At 74.4% G+C, this 21,492-nt stretch carries 23 protein-coding genes; 4 read left to right on the top strand and 19 right to left on the bottom strand.

What is annotated here, in order from left to right; all coding sequences use genetic code 11:
* Nucleotides 1-64: 64 nt before the first annotated feature.
* Genes AC3RJ8_RS08550 through AC3RJ8_RS08535 form a run of 4 tightly spaced genes read right to left on the bottom strand, consistent with a single transcriptional unit; the run spans nucleotide 65 to nucleotide 2,875 of the window.
* Nucleotides 65-1,090, bottom strand: coding sequence for a DUF881 domain-containing protein (locus AC3RJ8_RS08550; protein ID WP_489715463.1), 1,026 nt, complete (start codon nucleotides 1,088-1,090; stop codon nucleotides 65-67).
* Complete coding sequence (locus AC3RJ8_RS08545) at nucleotides 1,087-1,419, bottom strand: small basic family protein (protein ID WP_407317806.1); 333 nt, start codon at nucleotides 1,417-1,419, stop codon at nucleotides 1,087-1,089. The genes AC3RJ8_RS08550 and AC3RJ8_RS08545 overlap by 4 nt, the downstream gene beginning before the upstream one ends.
* The gene (locus AC3RJ8_RS08540) at nucleotides 1,416-2,279 is read right to left on the bottom strand and encodes a DUF881 domain-containing protein (protein WP_489715462.1); all 864 of its coding nucleotides are present in this window, start codon (nucleotides 2,277-2,279) and stop codon (nucleotides 1,416-1,418) included. Before AC3RJ8_RS08540 ends, AC3RJ8_RS08545 begins: the two co-directional genes overlap by 4 nt.
* Nucleotides 2,276-2,875, bottom strand: a complete 600-nt coding sequence (locus AC3RJ8_RS08535; protein ID WP_489715602.1) for a CDP-alcohol phosphatidyltransferase family protein — start codon at nucleotides 2,873-2,875, stop codon at nucleotides 2,276-2,278. The genes AC3RJ8_RS08540 and AC3RJ8_RS08535 overlap by 4 nt, the downstream gene beginning before the upstream one ends.
* A 292-nt stretch (nucleotides 2,876-3,167) precedes the next feature.
* On the opposite strand from AC3RJ8_RS08535, the gene AC3RJ8_RS08530 reads away from it, so the two are divergent.
* Complete coding sequence (locus tag AC3RJ8_RS08530) at nucleotides 3,168-4,979, top strand: DEAD/DEAH box helicase (protein ID WP_489715461.1); 1,812 nt, start codon at nucleotides 3,168-3,170, stop codon at nucleotides 4,977-4,979.
* 12 nt (nucleotides 4,980-4,991) lie between these two features.
* Here AC3RJ8_RS08530 and AC3RJ8_RS08525 read toward each other — a convergent pair whose 3' ends face one another.
* The 5 genes from AC3RJ8_RS08525 to rpe form a co-directional block, all read right to left on the bottom strand.
* Nucleotides 4,992-5,450, bottom strand: coding sequence for a PH domain-containing protein (locus AC3RJ8_RS08525; RefSeq protein ID WP_407317803.1), 459 nt, complete (start codon nucleotides 5,448-5,450; stop codon nucleotides 4,992-4,994).
* Between the two features lie 2 nt (nucleotides 5,451-5,452).
* Nucleotides 5,453-6,301: an ATP phosphoribosyltransferase gene (gene hisG / locus AC3RJ8_RS08520; RefSeq protein ID WP_489715460.1), complete on the bottom strand. Its 849-nt coding sequence runs from the start codon at nucleotides 6,299-6,301 to the stop codon at nucleotides 5,453-5,455.
* Between the two features lie 97 nt (nucleotides 6,302-6,398).
* Nucleotides 6,399-6,662: a phosphoribosyl-ATP diphosphatase gene (locus tag AC3RJ8_RS08515; RefSeq protein ID WP_489715459.1), complete on the bottom strand. Its 264-nt coding sequence runs from the start codon at nucleotides 6,660-6,662 to the stop codon at nucleotides 6,399-6,401.
* Between the two features lie 90 nt (nucleotides 6,663-6,752).
* Nucleotides 6,753-6,905 carry a hypothetical protein gene (locus AC3RJ8_RS08510; protein WP_489715458.1) on the bottom strand — a complete coding sequence of 51 codons (153 nt, stop codon included), beginning with the start codon at nucleotides 6,903-6,905 and terminating at the stop codon, nucleotides 6,753-6,755.
* A gap of 323 nt (nucleotides 6,906-7,228) precedes the next feature.
* Entirely contained in the window at nucleotides 7,229-7,891 is a 663-nt protein-coding gene (gene rpe, locus AC3RJ8_RS08505) for a ribulose-phosphate 3-epimerase (RefSeq protein ID WP_489715457.1), read from the bottom strand.
* A gap of 57 nt (nucleotides 7,892-7,948) precedes the next feature.
* On the opposite strand from rpe, the gene AC3RJ8_RS08500 reads away from it, so the two are divergent.
* Nucleotides 7,949-8,374 carry a DUF1761 domain-containing protein gene (locus AC3RJ8_RS08500; protein WP_489715456.1) on the top strand — a complete coding sequence of 142 codons (426 nt, stop codon included), beginning with the start codon at nucleotides 7,949-7,951 and terminating at the stop codon, nucleotides 8,372-8,374.
* Between the two features lie 36 nt (nucleotides 8,375-8,410).
* On the opposite strand, the gene AC3RJ8_RS08495 is transcribed toward AC3RJ8_RS08500, so the two are convergent.
* Together AC3RJ8_RS08495 and AC3RJ8_RS08490 are read right to left on the bottom strand one after the other, a co-directional pair.
* A complete protein-coding gene (locus AC3RJ8_RS08495; protein WP_489715455.1) occupies nucleotides 8,411-9,556 on the bottom strand; it encodes an RNA polymerase sigma factor in 1,146 nt (381 codons plus the stop codon).
* An 11-nt stretch (nucleotides 9,557-9,567) separates the two neighbouring features.
* A complete protein-coding gene (locus AC3RJ8_RS08490) occupies nucleotides 9,568-9,975 on the bottom strand; it encodes a YciI family protein (RefSeq protein ID WP_489715454.1) in 408 nt (135 codons plus the stop codon).
* A gap of 177 nt (nucleotides 9,976-10,152) precedes the next feature.
* Here AC3RJ8_RS08490 and AC3RJ8_RS08485 point away from each other — a divergent pair, with 177 nt between their 5' ends.
* Nucleotides 10,153-10,689 (top strand): GNAT family N-acetyltransferase, encoded by a 537-nt coding sequence (locus AC3RJ8_RS08485; protein WP_489715453.1) that lies wholly within the window; start codon nucleotides 10,153-10,155, stop codon nucleotides 10,687-10,689.
* Nucleotides 10,690-10,693: 4 nt separating this feature from the next.
* On the opposite strand, the gene AC3RJ8_RS08480 is transcribed toward AC3RJ8_RS08485, so the two are convergent.
* The 4 genes from AC3RJ8_RS08480 to fmt form a co-directional block, all read right to left on the bottom strand.
* Nucleotides 10,694-11,974, bottom strand: coding sequence for a type II toxin-antitoxin system HipA family toxin (locus tag AC3RJ8_RS08480; RefSeq protein WP_489715452.1), 1,281 nt, complete (start codon nucleotides 11,972-11,974; stop codon nucleotides 10,694-10,696).
* Nucleotides 11,961-12,212: a helix-turn-helix transcriptional regulator gene (locus AC3RJ8_RS08475; protein WP_489715451.1), complete on the bottom strand. Its 252-nt coding sequence runs from the start codon at nucleotides 12,210-12,212 to the stop codon at nucleotides 11,961-11,963. Before AC3RJ8_RS08475 ends, AC3RJ8_RS08480 begins: the two co-directional genes overlap by 14 nt.
* A 620-nt stretch (nucleotides 12,213-12,832) precedes the next feature.
* Nucleotides 12,833-14,386 (bottom strand): RsmB/NOP family class I SAM-dependent RNA methyltransferase, encoded by a 1,554-nt coding sequence (locus AC3RJ8_RS08470; RefSeq protein ID WP_489715450.1) that lies wholly within the window; start codon nucleotides 14,384-14,386, stop codon nucleotides 12,833-12,835.
* Nucleotides 14,383-15,351: a methionyl-tRNA formyltransferase gene (gene fmt, locus AC3RJ8_RS08465; protein ID WP_489715449.1), complete on the bottom strand. Its 969-nt coding sequence runs from the start codon at nucleotides 15,349-15,351 to the stop codon at nucleotides 14,383-14,385. The genes AC3RJ8_RS08470 and fmt overlap by 4 nt, the downstream gene beginning before the upstream one ends.
* Before the next feature lie 37 nt (nucleotides 15,352-15,388).
* On the opposite strand from fmt, the gene AC3RJ8_RS08460 reads away from it, so the two are divergent.
* Nucleotides 15,389-16,090 (top strand): hypothetical protein, encoded by a 702-nt coding sequence (locus AC3RJ8_RS08460; protein ID WP_489715448.1) that lies wholly within the window; start codon nucleotides 15,389-15,391, stop codon nucleotides 16,088-16,090.
* Between the two features lie 18 nt (nucleotides 16,091-16,108).
* On the opposite strand, the gene AC3RJ8_RS08455 is transcribed toward AC3RJ8_RS08460, so the two are convergent.
* The 4 genes from AC3RJ8_RS08455 to coaBC form a co-directional block, all read right to left on the bottom strand.
* Nucleotides 16,109-16,756, bottom strand: coding sequence for an HAD family hydrolase (locus tag AC3RJ8_RS08455; RefSeq protein WP_489715447.1), 648 nt, complete (start codon nucleotides 16,754-16,756; stop codon nucleotides 16,109-16,111).
* Complete coding sequence (locus AC3RJ8_RS08450) at nucleotides 16,756-18,918, bottom strand: primosomal protein N' family DNA-binding protein (protein ID WP_489715446.1); 2,163 nt, start codon at nucleotides 18,916-18,918, stop codon at nucleotides 16,756-16,758. Before AC3RJ8_RS08450 ends, AC3RJ8_RS08455 begins: the two co-directional genes overlap by 1 nt.
* A gap of 32 nt (nucleotides 18,919-18,950) precedes the next feature.
* Complete coding sequence (metK, locus tag AC3RJ8_RS08445; RefSeq protein ID WP_489715445.1) at nucleotides 18,951-20,168, bottom strand: methionine adenosyltransferase; 1,218 nt, start codon at nucleotides 20,166-20,168, stop codon at nucleotides 18,951-18,953.
* 75 nt (nucleotides 20,169-20,243) lie between these two features.
* The gene (gene coaBC, locus AC3RJ8_RS08440; protein WP_489715444.1) at nucleotides 20,244-21,482 is read right to left on the bottom strand and encodes a bifunctional phosphopantothenoylcysteine decarboxylase/phosphopantothenate--cysteine ligase CoaBC; all 1,239 of its coding nucleotides are present in this window, start codon (nucleotides 21,480-21,482) and stop codon (nucleotides 20,244-20,246) included.
* Nucleotides 21,483-21,492 lie beyond the last annotated feature (10 nt).

Here is a 21,492-nt window from a genome sequence, read left to right as displayed (position 1 = left end):
TGCGCCGTCGTCCGACAAACCTACCCCGTGAGCGGTCCCGGCGGAAAGCAGCGACGTGCCGTCGTCAGCCCTCCGGACGCTCCGGGGTCGCGTACTGCGGCTCCGCGGGCTCGCGCACGGCGTCGACCTCGATCTCCTCGTGCTCGAACGTGGTGGCCTCGGCGCCCGCGGTACGCACCGTGGCCAGCGCGCCGCCGGGGATCTCCAGTGCGGGGCTGAGGGTCGCCGGGTCCCCGATGACCGTCCACCGGTAGGGCGGTTCCAGCGTCTCGTCGTCGACCACGATGCCCTCGTCGGTGTCGCGGAACCAGGTGGAGGTGACCAGGCGGACGTCGTTGAGCTCGACGACCTCGGCGCCGGCGTTGCGCAGCTCCTCGAGCACGTTGAACAGGGTCGACGCCTCCAGCGCACCCTGCGGGTCCCGGATGACGATCTCCAGGCCCGGTCCGACGGCGGGCAGGCGGCCAGAGAGGATGCCCTCGGCGCTGGCCCGCTCCTCGGCGAGGTCGACGGCCGCCTGGGCCTGGCCGGTGCCCGACTGCAGCTCGTCGCGGGTGGACGACAGCTCGTCGACCTGCTCGACCAGCTGCTCCGACCGCTGGGTGACCTCGTCGAGCAACCGCACGAGGTCGTCCTGGCGGGCCGACGACAACGGGTCCTGAGCCGACTGCTGGACCTGGACCACCAGCGCGAACCCGAGGGCGGCGCACAGCACGGCCGCGAGCAGCTGCGACCGGTTCGCCCGTGGTCGCAGCGCCCGACCCAGAGCGCGCCACCCGCCGACCGTGGCCTCAGGACGGACGCTATCGCCGTCGGACGTCGCGCCGTCGTGGTCCTCGACCACCAGCGGCACGGCACCGGTGCCGGGACCGGGCCACGTCCCGGGCGGTAGCGGGCCGGCCGGGCTCGCCGCCGCCCCCTCGTCGGCCACGCTGTCGCGGGCGTCGTCCGCACTCTCGACCGGTCCGCCATCCACAGGGCCGGCCAGGCCGTCCGGCTCGACCGGGCCGACCTGCTCGTCGGGGACCTCGGGCGTCGCCGCACCGGCTTCCTGCGGGCTGTCCTCGCGCCGGTCCTCGCCCATGCTCATGCCTTGAACAGGTGCCGTCGGATCGCGGCCGCGTTGGAGAAGATACGGATCCCGAGCACGACCACCACCGCGGTGGACAGCTGGGACCCCACGCCGAGCTGGTCACCCAGGAACACGATGAAGGCCGCCACGAGGACGTTCGACAGGAACGACACGACGAACACCTTGTCGTCGAACAAGCCGTCGAGCTTGGCCCGCAACCCGCCGAACAGGGCGTCCAGCGCCGCCACCACGGCGATCGGCAGGTACGGCTGCAGCGCGACCGGCACGGTCGGGTGCAGGACCAACCCCGCCACCACGCCGATCACGAGCCCGACGACGGCGATCATGAGTCCTCCTCCTGAGTCTCGTCCGGACCCGGCTCCACCGGCTCCGCATAGCGCAGGCCCTGGCTGCCCACGCTCGGCAGGTCGATGTCCTCCACGACGCTCATGGACGACTCGATCCCCCACTCCGACGCCAACAGCTGGGTGTAGGCCGGGGCGCCGGTCCGAGCGTACGCGGCCTGCATGTCCTCCGGGTCACCGATCGCCCGGACCTCGTACGACGGCCCGGGCAGCGGGACGAGGTCGACCAGGATGGCCTCCCCCGCGTGCCGGATCGCCGACAGCGACGTCAGTCGCTGCCCGCCCACGCTGATGGCCTCTGCCCCCGAGGCCCACAGGGCGTTGACCACCGTCTGCAGGTCGACAGCCTGGACCCGGGAGTCGGAGGGGGCCTGGTCCGGCCCCGGCTCCGCCTCGTCGTCGCTCAGCGTGAGCAGCAGCCCGGGGCCCGACACCGCCGTCGACCCCGTCACGACCCCGTCCAGCCGCAGCTGCTCGAGCAGCCCCTGGTCAGCCTCCGACAGGGCGGCCGACTGCAGCTCCTCGATCTCGTCGTCCAGCACGACCGTCTGCTCACGCAACGCGTCAGCCGCCCGCTGCCGCTCGCCGATCTCCTGCTCCAGCAGCTCACGCGCCGACGGGCCCGCCGACGGCGCACGCAGCTCCTGAGCGGCCGTGACCGTCATGAGCCCCAGCAGCACCGCCACCAGCAGCAGCAACAACGGCCCCGCACCACGTGCCGGTACCTGACCGGAGCTGCGCCGCCGCGCCGCCTCCGCGTAACCAGGATCCAGCGGCTTCTCCATGACCTCGACCAGCAACGTCATGGACTCGTCCGGGCGCCTCGACGCCGGAGACGTCATGCCGGGCCCTCCCGGCGCTCGCGGCCACGCTCGGCCCAGACCAACCGACGCGTCTGCGCCAGGTAGTGCCAGCCGGCCAGCCAGTACAGGCCGATCCCCCAGGCGGCGAACGCCCAGCCCACCGCCCGCGAGACCGTCCCGACCGGACCCGGCGTCTGCGCCAGGAGCAGCAGCGGGAAGGCGTACAGCAGCGCGAAGGTCCCGGCCTTGCCGACCATGGTGACCGCGAGCGGTCCATACCCGTACCGGGACAGCACCGGCGCCAGGCAGGCGAGCAGCACGTCCCGCAGCACGACCAGCGCCAGCACCCACCACGGGACCACACCACGCCACAGCAGACCGATCAGCGTCACCAGGATGAACAAGCGGTCCGCCGCCGGGTCCAGCACCTGCCCGAGCTTGGTCACCTGGTTCAGACGCCGCGCGAGGAAACCGTCCAACCAGTCGCTGGCGCCCGAGACCGCGAGCACGATCAGGGCCCACACGTCCTCGCCCGAGACGATCAGCACGGCGAACACCGGGACCAGTGCCAGCCGCACCATGCTCACCACGTTCGGCAGCGTCCACACGGCCGAACCGCCCTGCCCTGCGTGCACGATCACCGCCTGAGTCCCTCGAGAGCCTGCCGGGCACATCCTACGCAGGAGCGGGCAGATCACGTCGCAGTGGGCAAACTCACCGACCTCTCCCCTGCCGGTCGGCGCTCGCGGCCCGTACGATGGGGACATTCCATTCGGAGTTCGTCGTCCTCCCGCGTGTTCGTAGGCCCTGGCAATCAAGACAGACAGCCAGCCAGGTGCAGGTGTGTGTCCGGGACCGAGCGACCGCCGTGCCGCAAGGCGTGGCAGGACTCCCACCCCGCACCCGACGAAACGGTCACCCTTCGCCATGAGCACCCCTGACTCCACGCTGCCCACCGAGCCCCAGGCCACCTTCGCCGACCTCCACCTGCCTGCACCGCTGCAGAAGGCCGTCGACGACCTCGGCTTCACCACCCCCTCGCCCATCCAGGCCGAGGCCATCCCCGCGCTCCTCGCCGGCCGCGACATCACCGGCGTCGCCCAGACGGGCACCGGCAAGACCGCCGCCTTCGGCATCCCCCTGCTCGCCGCCGTCGACCCCGGCGCCGACGTCTCGCGCGGCCACGTCCAGGCACTCGTCCTGGCACCCACCCGCGAGCTGGCCATGCAGGTCGCCGACGCCGTCGAGAGCTTCGCCACCCACCTCCCCGGCGTGCACGTGCTGCCCGTCTACGGCGGTGCGCCGTACGTGCCCCAGCAGCGCGCGCTGCGCGACGGCGTGCACGTCGTCGTCGGCACGCCCGGCCGCGTCATGGACCACCTCGAGCGGGGCTCGCTCCACCTCGACACCGTCAAGTTCCTCGTCCTCGACGAGGCCGACGAGATGCTCCGCATGGGCTTCGCCGAGGACGTCGAGAAGATCTTCAGCCAGGCGTCCGCCGAGCGGCAGGTCGCCCTGTTCTCCGCCACGATGCCCCCGGCCATCCGCGCCGTCGCCGACACCCACCTCGACAACCCCGTCCAGGTCGCCGTGTCCCGGCAGTCCAGCACCGTCACGAGCGTCGAGCAGACCTACGCCGTCGTGCCCTTCCGCCACAAGGTCGGCTCGCTCGTCCGCGTCCTGGCGACCTCGGAGGCGGACGCCACCATCGTCTTCACACGGACCCGTGCCGCCGCCGAGGAGGTCGGGGTCGCCCTCGTCGAGCGCGGCGTCTCGGCCGCCACCATCTCCGGCGACGTCGCCCAGAAGGAGCGCGAGAAGATCGTCGAGCGGCTCCGCAACGGCTCCCTCGACGTCCTCGTCGCCACCGACGTCGCCGCCCGCGGCCTCGACGTCGACCGCATCGGCCTCGTCGTCAACTTCGACATCCCCCGCGAGGCCGAGGCCTACGTCCACCGAATCGGCCGCACCGGCCGTGCCGGACGCACCGGCAAGGCGCTGTCGTTCATCACCCCGCACGAGCGGGGCAAGCTCAAGCACATCGAGCGCACCATCCGCGCCAAGCTCGTCGAGGCCGAGATCCCCTCGCCCCGCGACGTCTCCGCGCACCGCGCCCGCACCATCCTCGGCACGGTGCCCGCCCGCCTCGAGGCCGGCCGTCTCGACCTGTACACGGAGCTCCTGCGCGAGCACCTCGCACCCCGCGAGGACGGCACCACGGCCGACGCCGCCGAGGTCGCCGCCGCGCTCCTGGCGCTCGCGGTCGGGGACGACGGTCCGGCCCACCGGGCCGCGCAGGAGGAGTACGAGAAGGAGCGCGCCGAGGTCATGGGCGGCCGCACCCGGGAGACGCACCGCGCCGAGCGGGGCGACCGCGACGGCGACCGCACGCGGCGCCACCCCCGCGCGGACCGCGACGACCGCGGTCGTGGCATCCGCCGTCCGGCCGAGGGGACGCGCTACCGCATCGCGGTCGGGCACACCCACGGAGCGCAGCCGCGCGGCATCGTCGGCGCGCTGACGAACGAGGGCGGTCTGCGCGGTGGCGACATCGGCAAGATCGACATCTTCGGCAACTTCTCCCTGGTCGACATCACCAAGCCGCTCGACGACGCGACGATGAACCGTATCGGTCGCGCCAACGTCGCCGGCCGCCAGCTGCGCATCTCGGTCGACAAGGGTGCCCCGGAGCGTCGTGCGCCCCGCACGGAGCGCCGGCCCGTCCACGCCGCGCACTGATCGCCGCGGGGCTCAGGCCCCCTCGGAGGCCTCGCCGAGCTGCCGGACCAGCTCCTGCAGCCGGCGGGCCTCCGCCATCCCTCGTTCGCCGTCGGCGCGCTGGATGCCCATCACGGCCAGGGTGCCGCCGTCGGACAGGTCGAGGACGACCCACGGGTCGTTCACGGTGAGCCGCACGGCGACGATCTCGGGCCAGGCGACGCGTCGCCTCCGGATCACGTTGCGGACCGTGAGCCCGTCCCGGTCCGGGGCGGCGTGCACGCCGCCGAGCCGCCAGAGCAGCCAGACGGCAAAGATCGCGAAGGCGACGAAGGTGACGCGCGTGCCGGGCCCGAGCAGGACCCCCTCCGCGGCGAACACCCCCACCAGCAGGCTCCCGCCGGCCGCGACGACTCCCGTGACCACGACGGCGACGCGCGTCCACCACGGACGGAAGGTCCGGAAGCGGTCCCGCGCGCCGTCGCCGCTCATGGTCAGAGGCGCGAGGCGTGGATGCGGGTCACGAGGATGCCGCGGGCGCCGACGTCGTACAGCGCGTCCATGACCTGGTTGGTCTCCGAGCGACGCACCATCGACCGGACCGCGGCGGACTGGCCGTTGTGCAGCGGCGAGACCGTGGGCGACTCGAACCCTGGCGTCACGGCCACGGCCGCGTCGAGCAGCTCCGTCGGCACGTCGTAGTCGAGCAGGACGTACTCGCGAGCGGTGATGACGCCCTGCAGACGGCGCGTGAGGATGTCGATCCCGGCGGGCACGTCGTCACCGGCGCGACGGATGAGGACGGCCTCGGACCGCAGGATCGGCTCACCGAAGACCTCGAGCCCGGCGGCCCGGAGCGTCGTGCCCGTCTCGACGACGTCGGCGATGACGTCCGCGACGCCGAGCCGGACCGAGCTCTCCACCGCTCCGTCGAGGTGGACGATGGCTGCGGGTTCGACGCCCTGGCGCGCCAGGTGCGTCCGGACTAGCGTGGTGTACGACGACGCGACGCGCTTGCCGGCGATCTGGGCGACGTCGTCGATCGTCCCCGCCGGAGCGGCGAACCGGAACGTCGACCCGGCGAACCCGAGCGGCAGGTGCTCGACCGCGTCCGCGTCGGAGTCGAGCATCAGGTCGCGCCCGGTGATCCCCACGTCGACCGTGCCGGCCCCGACGTAGACGGCGACGTCCCGCGGCCGCAGGAAGAAGAACTCGACGCCGTTGTCGGCGTCGGTGAGCACGAGCTCACGGGTGTCGCGACGCTGGCGGTAGCCGGCCTCGCGCAGCATGTCGGTAGCAGGCGTGGAGAGCGATCCCTTGTTCGGGACGGCGATGCGGAGCAACGGGATACCTCGTTCGGTTCGGGCGGGACGACGGCGGTGGTGCGGTCCGGAGCGCGCGCTGCGGTCCGGCGTCGGGAACGGACGCCGGACCGGGCGCTCACAGATGCGCGTACACGTCCTCCAGGGTGAGCCCCTTGGCGACCATCAGCACCTGCAGGTGGTAGAGCAGCTGCGAGATCTCCTCGGCGGCGGCCTCGTCGGACTCGTGCTCGGCGGCCATCCACACCTCGGCGGCCTCCTCGACGATCTTCTTGCCGATCGCGTGCACGCCGGCGTCCAGCTGCGCGACGGTCCCCGACTCGGCGGGTCGGGTCCGGGCCTTCTCGGACAGCTCGGCGTACAGGGAGTCGAAGGTCTTCACCCCACCAGCCTAGACGCCGGCCCCTCCCCTCCGGGCTCGCGTTCCGGGTTGCGGGACGCGAGTCACATCTGGTTCTCGGTGCTTGGCACACTATTTTATTGGAAACGACGCGACGGGCGATTCCCGGTGATGATCGGTCGGCCAACGATCCGGCAGGCCACCGTCCGGGGCCGGCGGCACCAACCCGTCGAACGGCGTGACCGTGCGCAGCCCGAGCTCCGCGTCGTCGTGCAGGATCAGCACCGCCGCCCCCTCGACGTCGAGGGGGTCGCCCTCCGGGTACGGACCACCGCCCGTGGCACGTCTGCGGCACCGAGAGGACGTCGGCCCTCTCCCCCGCCGCCACCCCGGCGCCCGCGAGCACCTCGTCGACGTGGACCTCCCACCGGGACGCGCGGGTCCCCCAGGCCGTCTCCAGCTCCGCCTGGCCGACGAGAGCTCCGCGGACGACCAGAGCGCCCTGCGCCGCCGGCGTGTCGTGGAGAGGCCAGTCAAGGCACGACTCGTCGCCACCGGCCTCCGCGCAGCCTGTGGGCGAACCCACGGCGGACGCGCTGATCTTGCCGTCAGTGGGCGTGCCGGCTCGCCAGGTCGCGCAGCGCCTCGATCTCGGCCGGGACGTTCTCGGCGCCGAAGACGGCCGACCCGGCGACGAACACGTTCGCCCCGGCGTCGGCGGCCCGGTCGATCGTCTCGCGCGACACTCCCCCGTCGACCTGGATGTGGACGTCCAGGCCGGCCTCGCTGACGGCCTGGCGGGCCCGGCGGATCTTTGGCAGCGTCCCGTCGATGAAGGACTGACCGCCGAACCCGGGCTCGACGGTCATCACCAGGATCATGTCGACCTCCCCCAGCAGGTCGAGGAACGGCTCCACCGGTGTCGCGGGCCGCAGGGCCACGCCGGCACGCGCGCCCAGGCGCCGCAGCTCCCGGGCGAGTCGGACGGGGGCCTGCGCTGCCTCGGCGTGGAAGGTGACCGAGGCGGCGCCCGCCTCGGCGTACGCCGGCGCCCAACGGTCGGGGTCGTCGATCATCAGGTGCCCGTCGATCGGGACGGGTGAGACCTGCGCCAGGCGTTCGAAGACCGGGAGACCGAGCGTCAGGTTCGGCACGAAGTGGTTGTCCATGACGTCGACGTGCGCGTAGTCCGCGGACGCGATGAGCTGCAGGTCCCGCTCGAGGTTCGCGAAGTCGGCGGACAGGATGCTCGGGTTGATCAGGGCTGCCATGATGCCCAGCGTAGAGCCGGTGACCGGTCGGCATGTGCGCAAGCGAAGGAGCACCGCATGGTTCCCGAGATCAACTACTGGGCCGTCCTCGTCGCCACGCTCTCGCCGATGGTCGTCGGGTCGGTCTGGTACACGCCGCGCGTGTTCGGCAACCGGTGGAAGCGCCTGGCACGGGTGGACCCCGACAAGCAGGGCAGCGCTGTCGGCCCCATCGCCGTGACCGCGGTCGTCAGCTTCGTGTCCGCCTGGGTCCTGGCGGGAGCCACGTTCATCGCCTGGGAGTTCTACGGCGGCGGGTTCCTCGGTGCCGCGCTGGCGACGGCCGGGTTCCTCTGGGCGGGCTTCACCGCCGCACGGTTCGTCACCCATGACGCGTTCGAGGGCCGCCCCGCCGCGCTGACCACGATGAACGTGGCGCACGAGCTCGTGACGTTCGCCGTCATGGCGGTCATCATCGGAGCCTGGGCACCCGCCGGCGTCTGATCACCACCACCGGGATCTCAGGCCCGCTCGCCCTGCTCATGCACCCCGTCCGGCGTTGAGCCTGGCGGCCTGGCGCGTCAGGTGGTCGCGTTCCGGCACGCTCGTCGCCTGCCGCGCGGCCTCCGCGTAGCAGCGGGCGGCCGTCGCCCGGTCGCCGGCCTGCTCGTGCAGGTACGCCAGGGCGGCCCGGTAGCGGGGCAGGCCCGGGTCCAGCCCCGACAGCGCGGCCAGGCCGGCGCCGGGCCCGTCGGCCTCCCCGACGGCGACGGCGCGGTTGAGGCGGACGACCGGGTTGTCCGTCAGGCGCACGAGCTCGTCGTACCACTCCACGACCTGCACCCAGTCCGTCTCCTCGACGGTCCGGGCATCGGCGTGCAGCGCGGCGACGGCCGCCTGGGCCTGGTACTCGCCCAGCCGGTCCCGGGCCAGCGCCGCCTGCAGGATCTCGACGCCCTCGGCGATCAGGACCGTGTCCCACCGGTCACGGTCCTGGTCGGCCAGGGGCACCAGGCTCCCGTCGGCAGCGGTGCGCGCGGGCCGGCGGGCGTGGTGGAGCAGCATCAGGGCGAGCAGTCCAGCGACCTCCGGGTGGTCGGTGCGCGCCGCGAGCTCGCGCGTGAGCCGGATCGCCTCGGCCGCGAGGTCGACGTCGCCCGAGTAGCCCTCGTTGAACACCAGGTACAGCACGCGGAGCACCGTGGAGAGGTCCCCGGGTCGGTCAAGCCGGACCCTTGCGACGGTGCGCTTCGCCCGGCTGATCCGTTGCGCCATCGTCGCCTCGGGCACCAGGTACGCCTGGGCGATCTGCCGGGTGGTCAGCCCGCCGACGGCGCGGAGGGTGAGAGCGACCGCGGAGGCGGGCGTGAGCGACGGGTGCGCGCACAGGAAGTACAGCCACAGCGTGTCGTCGGCCGACGTGCCGGCGCCGGGAGCGGGCTCGGCACCGACACGGAGCTCGCGGCGTCGCCGGGACGTCTCGGCACGGGAGACGTCGACGAACTTGCGCCAGGCCACGGTGACGAGCCAGCCGCGGGGGTCCCGGGGCGGGTCGTCCGGCCAGACGCGCAGCGCCTCGACCAGGGCCTCCTGCACCGCGTCCTCCGCCGTCGCGAAGTCGGCTCCACGACGGCAGAGGACGGCGGTCGCCGCGGGGGTGAGCTCCCGCAGCAGGGTCTCGTCCACGACGGTCCCGGTCAGTCCGTCGCTGCGGCGGACTCGTCGAGGAACGGGCGCAGCTCGAGCCACTCGTGGATGGGCCGACCTCCGGCGCCCGGTGCCGCGGACAGCTCGCCGGCCAGCTCCACGGCCCGTTCGTGGCTCTCCACGTCGATGACCATCCACCCGGCGATCAGGTCCTTCGTCTCAGGGAACGGCCCGTCCGTGACGGGCGGGCGGCCCTCGCCGTCGTACCGCACGAACATCCCCTCCGGGGACAGCGCCTGCCCGTCCACGTACTCGCCCGTCCCCTCGAGCCGGGCGGCGAAGTCCCGCATGTACTGGATGTGTGCGGAGACCTCCTCCGGCTTCCACCGGTCCATCGGCACGTCGTTCACCGCGGCCGGCGCGCCTCGGTAGTGCTTCAGCAGCAGATACTTGGCCATCGTGCTTCCCTTCGTCCTGGAGCGGGCCGGTGCTGGCCGCTCTCATCCCTGGGACGGAGCTCGGCCCGCGTTCTCGACATCCCCGCACGGACCATCCTGACGGAGCTCGCGGAGAAGTGCCCTCAGCGCGGCCGCCGGGATGTGCCGCGGGCGCCGCCGCGGCACTAGTCTCGCGCCGTGGAGACACCAGAGCCCTCGGTCCCGACGACGGCGCGCGCGGTCGTCCGTCACGCCGCCGCGGACGACCTTCCCGCAGTCGCCGCCGTCCTGGAGCCGTACGTGCTGCGCACCGCGGTGACGTTCGACGAGGTGCCTCCTGGCCCGAAAGCGTGGTCCGCCCGGCTCGCCGACCTGGCAGAGCGCGGGCTGCCGTTCCTCGTCGCGGAGATCGACGACGTCGTCGTCGGCTATGCCTATGCCTCTCCCTGGCGCCCGAAGGCCGCCTACCGGCACACCGTCGAGACGACGATCTATCTCTCCCCCGCGGCCCAAGGGCGCGGAGTGGGTACGCGGTTGCTCTCGGCGCTGCTCGACGCGTGCTCGCTGGCCGAGGTCCGCGAGGTGATCGCCGTCGTCGCCGACGATCCCGCCGCGGCCGGTTCGTTGCCGCTGCACCGCCGCCTCGGTTTCGAGGTGGTCGGCGTGCTGCGCGACGTGGGCGTCAAGCACGGCCGCAGCGTGAGCACGATGCTCCTGCAGCGGTCCCTGCGCTGAGGCGTCAGTCGACCGACCGGCGCAGCGCGTCCGTGTGCTCGACGACGGTGCGCCACGCCTCCGCCGGCACGCCCGGGTGAGCCTCGCGGTCGATCTCGGTCAGCGCGGCAGCCAGGTCGTCGAGCGTGCGTGCCACGACCCGTTCGGCGCGACGGCGGGGCAGACCCCACGAGGTGCCCTCGGCGACGAGGTGCCCACCCGTGATCACGTCCATGTCCCGCTCGCCGGCGACGTCCATCGCGAAGACGCGCGAGGCGTGCGCGTGGTGCAGGTGCATCGAGACGTCGTAGGCGGGCGCCAGGGCCACCGTGCCGTCCTGGCGGCGCAGCAGGGAGATGTTCTTCGCGTGCGCGTCGGTGTTGCCGACAGCGAGGTTCAGCGCGGTGAGCGCGAGCAGCCGGTCGGGGCGGGCGCCGTCGTCGCGCAGGACCTGGGCGACACGGGCCAGCGACGGGATGGCCCGGCCGTGCTGGAACTTCCGCTCGGGGTCTCGGGTGTTGATGCCGAGGGCCTGGGCCGCGTCCTCCTGGTGGATGCGTCGCAGACCGCCGGGCGCGTCGGCGTCGGGCACGCGGTCGTAGCGGGAGACCACGATGCACCGCATGTCGGCGAACGTCTCCACGTGGGCGTCGATCGTCGTCAGGCCGATGCGCCGGGCGAGGTCGAGCGCCGCCGCCTCGGTGTCGACGAGGTCGGCGGTGGGCGAGTCTGCCGCGCGGGCGACCTTGAGGATGTGCGTGGTCGGCTGATCGGGCGACGCCCGCGACCACGTGCCGTCGGTGTGGACGAGTCCGATCTTGGGTTCCATGCCCGGCAGCGAGCTAGTCAGGTGCTGGCTGCGACCCTGCCCGCCGGCGCGGGCGACGCTTGCGTGCAGGAGCGCGGCGATGTCGGCGCCGTCCAGGGGACGACGGGGGCCGTCGCCCGGTCGCGGGACGGTCCCGACCGGCACGAACTGGAGCGCGCCGACAGTGTCGCCGCCGTAGGCGCCGAAGAAGCCCACGGGATCCTCGGGGTCGACCCCGGCATCCATGGCCATGTGGTCACGGACGCGCCCTTCGGGCATGAGCCCGTCGAGCCAGGCCGTCACGCGCGCGGGCGACGGGGCGTGGTCCGGGTCCATCGGGAGCAGGTGGGACAGCACGCGTGAGCCGTAGCCCCAGCGGACGACGGCGTCGCGGTCCCAGGTGAGGTCGACACGGGGCGAGGAGCGGCCCACATCGCGCGCGCTGAACCGGGCGACGCGGCTGCCGTAGAGCCAGGCGTCGAGCTCAGGCGTCAGCATCAGTCGCCCTCTCTTCCAGGCGCACGTCGATACCGAGCTCGTCGAAGATCTCGAACAGCCGCGTGATGTAGAGGTTGCCGACACCGGACTCGACCTCGGAGACGTACTGCCGGGTCAGCCCGAGCTCGTCCGCGAGCGCCGACTGGGTGAGGTCGTGGCGCTTGCGGGCTTGTTGGACGAAGCGTCCGAGGTCGCGCGGTCCGCGGGCTCGGGTCCAGCGGGACGTCTCGTCGGGCATGGCCCCTCCCTCGTCGGGATATTCTCACAGCAGTTGTCGCCAGGTTATCCCGACATCCGGCCTTGAGCAAGGAATACCTGGCACGAGAACTCGGCGCACCGGACTCACCGGCGTGGGTCGCCGCAGGAAGGGGGAGCGTAGCGCCCAGCTTCCTCTACACCCAGGTCATCGCAGTGACGAAGAGGGTCGAGGAGGAGGCGGTGGCCGCACCGGCAGTCCTGGCGCCCCCGGCGCTCGCGGTCCTCGGTGAACGCCTCGGGCTCTGGCTGCGCACCCGGCCACGCAGGGACGAGCCCCGTGAACGGCGTCTCCCTCTCCGCGCGGTGGGCCGCCTGTGGAGAGCGGTCGGCGACGTCGCCTCCCGCCAGGAGGGAGCACGCGGGCTGGTCTACTTCGTCCTGCTCCCCGTCCTGCTCGGCGGACTGGGTGTGGCCCTCACGATCCCGGGGTGCAACGGACGGTCTCGCACTGGGAGGGCGTCCCCCGGGCCGGCGAGACGATCGACGTGCTGTACGACCCCACCGAGCCGAGCCAGGTGACGATCGACGGCCTGCACCCCTGGGGCGAGATCGAGTGGTCGGTCGCGGCGGCCGTGCCGCGCCCGCGCGGCGTGCGTGAGCTCAGGCCGAACGGCGCAGCAGCGTCAGGTGCATCGCGTCGGTGCCGTGCACGTGCGGCCACAGCTGGACGTCCAGCCCGCCCGCTCCGCCGTCGTCGGTCCCCAGGTCGATCTCGGCGCCCGGGACGAGCACGTCGCGCACCACGGCGCGGGCGTCGAGGCGTTCCACGTCCTCGCGGCGGCGCAGCACGTCGTCCACGACGAGGCGCGTCTCGGCCAAGTGCGGCGAGCACGTCACGTACGCCACCACTCCCCCGGGCCGCACGGCCTCCAGCGCAGACGTGAGCAGCTCGGTCTGCAGACCGGTCAGTGTGCCGAGGTCGGCAGGCGTGCGGCGCCACCGGGACTCGGGCCGACGCCGCAGGGCCCCCAGGCCGGTGCAGGGGGCGTCGACGAGCACCCGGTCGTAGGCGCCGGGCTCCTCGCTGCCGACCTCCCGGCCGTCGGCGGTGCGCACGGTCTCCACCGCGCCGTTGGGCACGGCGCGCATCCCCTGGCGCACCAGCCGGGTCCGGTGCGGCTGGACCTCGTTGGCCACGAGGCGCGCACCCCGCCCGGCTGCGAGCGCCCCGAGGAGCGCGGCCTTGCCCCCGGGGCCGGCGCACAGGTCCAGCCAGCGTTCGTCGCGCCCCTCGACCGGGGTGGCGGCCAGTGCCAGGGTGACGAGCTGGGAGCCCTCGTCCTGGACACCGGCACGTCCGTCGCCCACGGCCTCCAGGGCGGCAGGGTCGGTGCCGGAGGCGAGCACGTGGGCCGTCGGCGCCCATTGGCCCGGGCTCAGGCGCGCCTCCCGGTCGCCGATGAGCAGCTCGTCGGCCTCGACGAGCCCGGGCCGCGCGACGAGCGTGACGCGTGGGGCGGCGTTGTCGGCCTCCAGCAGGTCGGCGAGCTCGCCGGTGGAGCGACCGGAACCGTGCAGAGCCTCGCGCAGGGCACGGGTGATCCACACCGGGTGCGAGCCGGTCAGGGCGAGCGCCGTGGTCTCGTCGGGGGCCTCGGCACGGACCTGGTCCAGCCAGTCGTCGAGGCTGGTGCGCCCCACGGCCCGCAGCACGGCGTTGACCATCTGCGCCGGGCCGGCACCTACGCGATCACGGCACAGCCCCACGGTCTCGGAGACCGCGGCGTGGGCGGGCACCCGCATGCCGAGGACCTGGTGGGCGCCCAGGCGCAGCACGTCGAGCACCTCGGGATCGAGCTGGTCCAGGGGTCGGCTGACGCAGCGGGACAGGATCGCGTCGTAGCGTCCGCGCAGGCGCAGGGTGCCGTAGGCGAGCTCGGTGGCGAAGGCGGCGTCGCGGCCGGTGATGCCGCGTTCGCGCAGCAGCGGCGGCAGCACCAGGTTAGCGTAGGCGTCCGAGGTGTCCACCTCGCGCAGCACGTCGTACGCGGCGGTGCGGGCGGGGTCGGTGAAGCGACGCCGCTGCGAGGGCGCCTGGGAGGTGCGGTGCCCCTGGCCCCGCGAGCGGGCGGCGCCGCGCTGGCGGCCCCGTGCGTCCCTGCGGTCGTCGCCACGGTGGTCCCCGCTCTGGCGATCACGACGGTCCGCGGTCATCGGGCACCTCCCAGGACGCCGGCGTCGACGACGGCGCGACCGGCCCCGCGCGCCCAGTCGGCGGCCACCATCGACCTCTTGCCGACCGGTTGCACGTCGCCGAGCGCGACGGCGCAGGTGGCGGTCCCGACGAGGACCTCGGACTTCGTGGCACGCAGCTCGCCCGGGGCCAGGTCGGTGACCTCCGGCCGCGGCACCACGGGGCCGAGGCCGAGGCGCGTCCGGGGTGCGCCGTCGTCGGCCCCGTCCTCGCCGGGCAGGGTCGTCCAGGCCCCGGGGGCCGGGGTGACCGCCCGCACGCGCCGGTCGACCGCGAGCGCCGGGTCCGTCCAGCGCACCAGCGCGTCGTCCCGGGTGATCTTCGGGGCGAGCGAGGCGCCGTCAGCCGGCTGGGCCTGGGGGGCGAGCTCTCCGGCGGCCAGCGCGTCGAGCGTGGCGACGAGCAGCTGGGCGCCCGACGTCGCGAGCCGGCCGAGCAGGTCGCCGGAGGTGTCCCGGGGGCGGATCGTCTCGGTGGCGGTGCCGAGCACCGGTCCGGTGTCCATGCCCTCGTCGAGCAGGAAGGTGGTGGCGCCGGTGACCTCGTCACCGGCGAGGATCGCGTGCTGGACGGGCGCGGCGCCGCGCCAGGCGGGCAGCACCGAGAAGTGCAGGTTGATCCAGCCCTGGGGTGGCACGGCCAGGACCTCGGGGCGCAGCAGGTGCCCGTAGGCGACCACGGGGGCGGCGTCGATCTCGAGGCCGCGCAGACGCTCGGCGAACTCCTCGCCGCGCGGGACGTCCGTGATCACGGGGATCCCGGCCTCCTGCGCGGCGAGGCGCACCGGGCTGGGCACCAGGCGCCGGCCGCGTCCGGCCCGGGCGTCGGCCCGCGTCAGGACGGCGACGACCTCGTGCTCGGAGTCGATTAGGGCCCGCAGGGCGGAGACGGCGGGCTCGGGAGTTCCGGCAAACAGCAGACGCACCGTGCAAGTCTAGGGCCGGGCGACACAGGGAGAGGGCATGGGTAGATCGACGGCACGGCAGGTGCGCACGGCGGGGACGACGGCGATCCTGGTCGGGGCGGTCCTCGTGGTGTCCTCGTGCGCGGGCGACGCGACGGTGTCGTTCGCCGAGCCGATGGCGGCCCACGCCACCGGCGGTGACGTCGCGTTCCGGCCGGACGCGATCACCGCCACGCTGCCGTCGGTGCGCTACGACGACGGGACGTCCGCGATGACCTTCTCCGACCTGGCGGTGGCCGGGCGGATCACCGGCTGGCAGCCGGGCCGGGCCACGGACTGGTCCACCGACGCCGGCCGCCAGGTGGACTTCGCGGACCCGGCCGACACCCGCACCGTGGTGCTCTCGCTGCAGGTGGTCGAGGTGCTGGCGGCCGACGGCGACGAGGTGGCGGTCGGCGACCAGGTCGAGGTCGTGGCCGTGCTGCCCGGGGACGCGGACGCCGAGGCCGTGGGCGAGGCGCTCACCGCGCTGGACGACGTCGTCGTGCTGGCCTCGCGCGGACCGGCCGAGCACTCCGGCGAGTGGTGGATCGGGCTCGGCGGGGTGCTGCTCGGCGACCTGGACGACGACGGCGGCCTGACCTGGCCGGTGCTGGAGGCGGCCGGCTCGGACCTCGCCCCGGTCACCGACGACGCCGGCAGCCTCGCCGCCCTGCGGGCCGCCGCGCAGCGCGCACCCCGTACCGTCACGGTCTCCTGACCGGGCGGCGCCGGCTCCTCAGCGCGCCACCGGCACGCCGAGGTCCGCGAGCGCCGTGCGCAACGCCGGGGTGTCGGTGAAGTGCACGCCATGGAACCCGACCGCGCGGGCCGCCTCGACGTTGGCGCGCGTGTCGTCGACGAACACGGTGCGCGCCGGGTCGACGTCGAACCGGTCGGCCGCGAGGCGGAAGATCGCCGGGTCCGGCTTGGCCAGGCCCACCTGCCCGGAGACGACGACGTCGCGCAACCTGCCCAGGGCGGGGGCGGCCGGCGCCGCGTGGTGGAAGGTGTCGGCCGCCCAGTTCGTCAGCCCGTACAGGCGCAGACCGGCGGCGTCGAGCTCGGCCACCAGCGCGGCGGACCCCGGCAGCGGGCCGCTCAGCGTCCCGGCGTACCCGGCGGCGTAGCGGGCGGCCAGCGGCGCGAGGTGGGGCCGCGTGGCCTCCAGGTGCCGTACCGCGTCGGCCCAGGTGCGCCCGGCGTCCTGGGCGTGGTTGAACGCGGCGAAACCCACCTCGTCCATCCAGGCGTCGACCTCGGCACGCTCGACACCGTCGAACGCGCCGTAGGGGTCCCAGCCGACCAGGACGTTGCCGAGGTCGTAGACCACCGCGTCGATCGCGTCGTCGGGCTGCCCGCCGGGGCGGGTGGGGTGGGTCGTCATCAGAGCATCTCCGCAGGGTCGAGCCGGACACGGACGGTGCCGCCCTCGCGGCGGGCGGCACGGACCGCCAGCGAGGCGCGCAGCTGGCGGGCGAGCTCGGTGCCCCGGGCCAGGGGGACGCGCACGACGACCCGCACGGCCGCCTCGAGCCGGGTGCCGTCGTCGGGCAGGTCGACGGGCCCGAGCACGGCGTCGGGTGTGGCCAGCTCGACGCGAGCGACGAGCGCGTCGACGGCGTGGTGGTCGCCGGTGACGGCGGCGACGCGCACGGCGGGCGGCAGGTCGAGCTCACGGCGTTCGTCGAGCTCGCGCTCGGCCAGCCCCGGGGCGTCGAAGCGCACCAGCGCGCTCGTGGGCGCGGGTGCGGCGTCCCCGACGAGCAGCACCTGCCCGCGCGGGGCGGGACGCACGAGGCCGGCCGCGGCCAGCCACCGGTGGGCGGCCTCGGTCGCGGTCGCCAGGCCCGTGCCGGCGGTGGCCACCGCGGCGTCGAGCAGCAGCGCCGCGGCGTACCCGTCCTCGGCGACCGGCTCGGCCCCCGGGGTGGCGACGACCAGTGCCGGGCCGGCCTCGACGCGGTCGAGCACGCCGCCGGGCGCCGACGACGCCGACACCCGCACCGGGACACCGGGGAACGCCCGGCCGAGCTCCTCGGCGGTGCGCTCCGAACCGACCCGGACGGCGCGCACCCGGTCGTGCCCGCACTCGCCGCACCGCCACGATCCGGCCAGGCGCGCGCACCACGTGCACTGCGGGGCCGCGCTCGCGCCACGCAGGCCGAGCGGACCGTGGCAGTAGCCGCAGCGGGCCGCCGTGCGGCAGCGGGCGCACGCCACGACCGGCAGGTAGCCCGTGCGCGGCACCTGGACGAGCACCGGACCCCCGGTGAGGGCGTCACGGGCGGCGCGCCAGGCCGCGCTGGGCAGCCGGGCCGCCGCCCCGGCCCCCTCGCGCGCCAGCTCGACCGACGTCAGGGCGCGCACCCGGGGGGCGCGGGCGCGCACGACGTCGCGCGGCGCGGCGATCTCCTGCGCCCAGCCGGCCGCCAGCATGGCCTGCGCCTGCACCGTCCGGCCGGGCGAACCCAGCAGGAACGCGGCGTTCTCGAGCTCGCTGCGCATCGCCAGCACGTCGCGGGCGTGCGGGTACGGGGCGTGCGGCTCGGCCAGCGGCTCCTCGCCGTCGCCCCACAGCACGACCAGGCCGAGGTCGGGCACGGGCGCGAACATCGCCGCACGGGTGCCGACCACGACCGCAGCCAGCCCGTGCCGGGAGTGCAGGAAGGCGCGGTAGCGCGGCGCGGGCCCGTCGTGGGCCTGCAGGCGCACCACGTCGGCCACGCCGGCCGTGCTCAGCGCCGCGCACACCCGCTCGACGTCGCGTCCGTCGGGGGCCACCACGAGCGCGCGCCGTCCCCCGGCCAGGGCAGCGCGCACCGCCTGCGCGATCGCCGCGGCCCAGTGCGGGGTGCGGGCGGGCTCGTCGGGCCGCCGCTCCAGCCCCGGCAGCGGCGTCCACACGGCCCGTGGAGCCTGTCCGGCCAGCACCCGGCGGCAGAACGCCTCCCCGCCCCGGTACGGCGCCCACACGTCCGTCCAGCCGTCCCCCGTGGGTGCCGCCGGCGCGGCGGGAGACGCCGGCCGGGCCGGGTCGGTCCCGGACGCGTCGTCGACGGCCGGCTCGTCGGCCGCGCGCAGCACGGCCGCCACCTCGGCCTCGACCCGTGCGTGCCGGGGCGGCACGGCCAGGCGCAGCACGTCGGAGACCGTGCCCGCGTACCGCTCGGCCACCCGGCGGGCCAGGGTCAGCACCTGCGGGGTGAGCACCGGGTCGGGCGAGACGACGCGGCGCAGCGCCACGAGGCGGCCGTCGTGGTCCGACATCGCGGCCCGGGCCACGAGGAAGCCTCCGACCTCCTGGGGGCCGAACCGGGCGCGCACCCGCACGCCGGGCACTGCGGCGTCGGCCAGCGGGGCGGGCACCAGGTAGTCGAACTCGCGGTCCAGGTGCGCCGGGGCGAGGTCGAGGATCACCCGCGCCACGGGGTCGACGTCGGCCGGCCCGGCGGGCTGCTTGGTGCGGGTACGTCGCCGCGGCCGGGGGGTCGCGACGTCGTCGAGCCCGAGCAGCGCGGGCTGCTCGGGCTCGTCAGCGGTCGTCACGAGGACATGCAACCACGGGCCACCGACTCAGCTCACACCGCGCTGCGCAGGGCGTCGACCCGGTCGGTGCGCTCCCAGGTGAACCCGTCCAGCTCACGCCCGAAGTGCCCGTAGGCGGCCGTGGTGCCGTAGACCGGGCGCAGCAGGTCCAGGTCACGCACGATCGCGGCCGGGCGCAGGTCGAAGACCTCCCGGATCGCGGCACTGATCCGCTCGGGCGCCACCGTCTCGGTGCCGAACGTCTCGATGTACAGGCCCACGGGGTGCGCCTTGCCGATCGCGTACGCCACCTGGACCTCGCAGCGCCGCGCCAGCCCGGCGGCCACGACGTTCTTGGCGACCCACCGCATGGCGTAGGCCGCCGAGCGGTCCACCTTCGAGGGGTCCTTGCCGGAGAACGCGCCCCCGCCGTGGCGGGACATGCCGCCATAGGTGTCCACGATGATCTTGCGGCCCGTCAGGCCCGCGTCACCCTGCGGCCCCCCGACGACGAACTTGCCCGTCGGGTTCACGATCAGGCGTACGTCGGCGGTGTCCAGCCCCACGGACGCGGCGACGGTGTCCACCACGGGGTCGATCACGTGGTCCGCGACCTCCCGGTAGAGCTTGTCCTGCTCGATGTCGGCGTCGTGCTGGGTCGAGAGCACCACCGTGTCGAGACTGACCGGGCGGTCGCCGTCGTAGCCGATCGTGACCTGGGTCTTGCCGTCCGGGCGCAGCCCCGCCACCGCGCCGGACTTGCGCACCTCGGCCAGCCGTTCCGCCAGCCGGTGCGCCAGCCAGATCGGCAGCGGCATCAGCGACGGCGTCTCGTCGGTGGCGTACCCGAACATCAGTCCCTGGTCGCCGGCGCCCTGGGCGTCGAGCACGTCGTCCGCCGTCGCCCGGCCGTCGTCGCCGGTGCGCCGCTCGAGCGCCGTGTCGACGCCCTGGGCGATGTCCGGGGACTGCTGGCCGATGGAGACGGACACCCCGCACGAGTCGCCGTCGAACCCGATCGCTGACGACGTGTAGCCGATGCCGCGCACCACCTCGCGCACGATCTGCGGGATCTCCACGTAGGCCTCTGTCGTGACCTCGCCGGCGACGTGCACCAGGCCCGTGGTCACCATCGTCTCCACGGCCACGCGGGACCGGGGGTCCTGGGCGATCAGGGCGTCCAGGATCGCGTCGGAGATCTGGTCGCACACCTTGTCCGGGTGGCCCTCGGTCACGGACTCGGACGTGAACAGGCGCAGCGCATCGCTCATGCGCTCAGCCTACGTCCAACAGGGCCGGGAACCAGGCATCCGACGGGCGAAAACGTCTCGACATCTGAGAATGTCTCACATGCTGGGAAACATCTCGCCGATCGCGTCCCAGAGGCCGTCCGCGACCTCGCGCTTGGACCCGGCGACGGTGGTCACCGTCTCGCCGCGGCCGTCCAGCACCGTCACGTCGTTGACGTCCGAGCCGAACCCCAGGTCCTGACCCACGGCGTTGACGGCCAGCAGGTCGGCACCCTTGCGCCGAGCCTTGGCCCGACCGTGGTCCAGCACCGAACCGGACTCGTCCCCCGTCTCGGCCGCGAACCCGACCACGACCTGTCCCGGCCGCAGCCGGTCGGTGGCCAGCTCGGCCAGCACGTCGGGGTTCTCCACCAGCTCGATCGGGGCGGGCGGTGCGCCCGCGACCTTCTTGATCTTCGCCTCCGGGGTCCGCGCCGGCCGGAAGTCCGCGACAGCGGCCGCCATGACCACGACGTCGGCGTCCGCCGCCGCGGCACGGACCGCCTCGCGCAACTCGACGGCCGACGTCACGGGCACGACCGTCGCCCCCGCCGACGCCGGCGGGCCGGTCAGGGTGTCGGGCAGGTTCGCCGCCACCAGCGTCACCTCGGCGCCACGGGCCAGCGCCGCCGCGGCGAGGGCCACGCCCTGACGACCGCTGGACCGGTTGCCGAGGAACCGCACCGGGTCGATGGCCTCGCGGGTGCCGCCGGCGGAGACCACCACGTGCCGCCCCGCCAGGTCCCGTCGGTCGCCCGGGCCGTGCGCCGGGCGACCGGCCGCCGCCAGGGCGGCACGGGCGATCTCCTCCGGCTCGGGAAGGCGCCCCGGCCCCGTGTCGGAGCCCGTCAACCGGCCGCTGGCCGGGTCGATCACCTCGACACCCCGACCCCGCAGGGTCGCGACGTTCGCGCGGGTCGCCGTGTGGTCCCACATCTCGGTGTGCATGGCCGGGGCCATGACCACCGGGCAGCGCGCCGTGAGCAGCGTGGAGGTCAGCAGGTCGTCGGCCCGGCCCGCGGCGGCACGCGCCAGCAGGTCGGCCGTCGCCGGGGCCACGACCACCAGGTCGGCCTCCTGGCCGAGTGCCACGTGCTGGACCCCCGGCACGTCGTCGAACACCTCGGTGCTGACCGGCTCGCCGGACAGGGCCTCGAACGTCGGGGCGCCGACGAACCGCAGGGCCGCCGCCGTCGGGATCACCCGCACCGCGTGCCCCTGCTCACGCAGGAGCCGCAGCAGCAGGACCGCCTTGTAGGCGGCGATGCCGCCGCTGACCCCCAGCAGGATCCTCATCGTCGTGCGT

It is taken from the genome of Isoptericola sp. MSGPD8_1_ISO-PGPR-S23-394 (assembly GCF_058072785.1).
The sequence above is the reverse complement of the archived record's forward strand: the minus strand, read 5'-3'. Positions and strand labels throughout refer to the sequence as shown.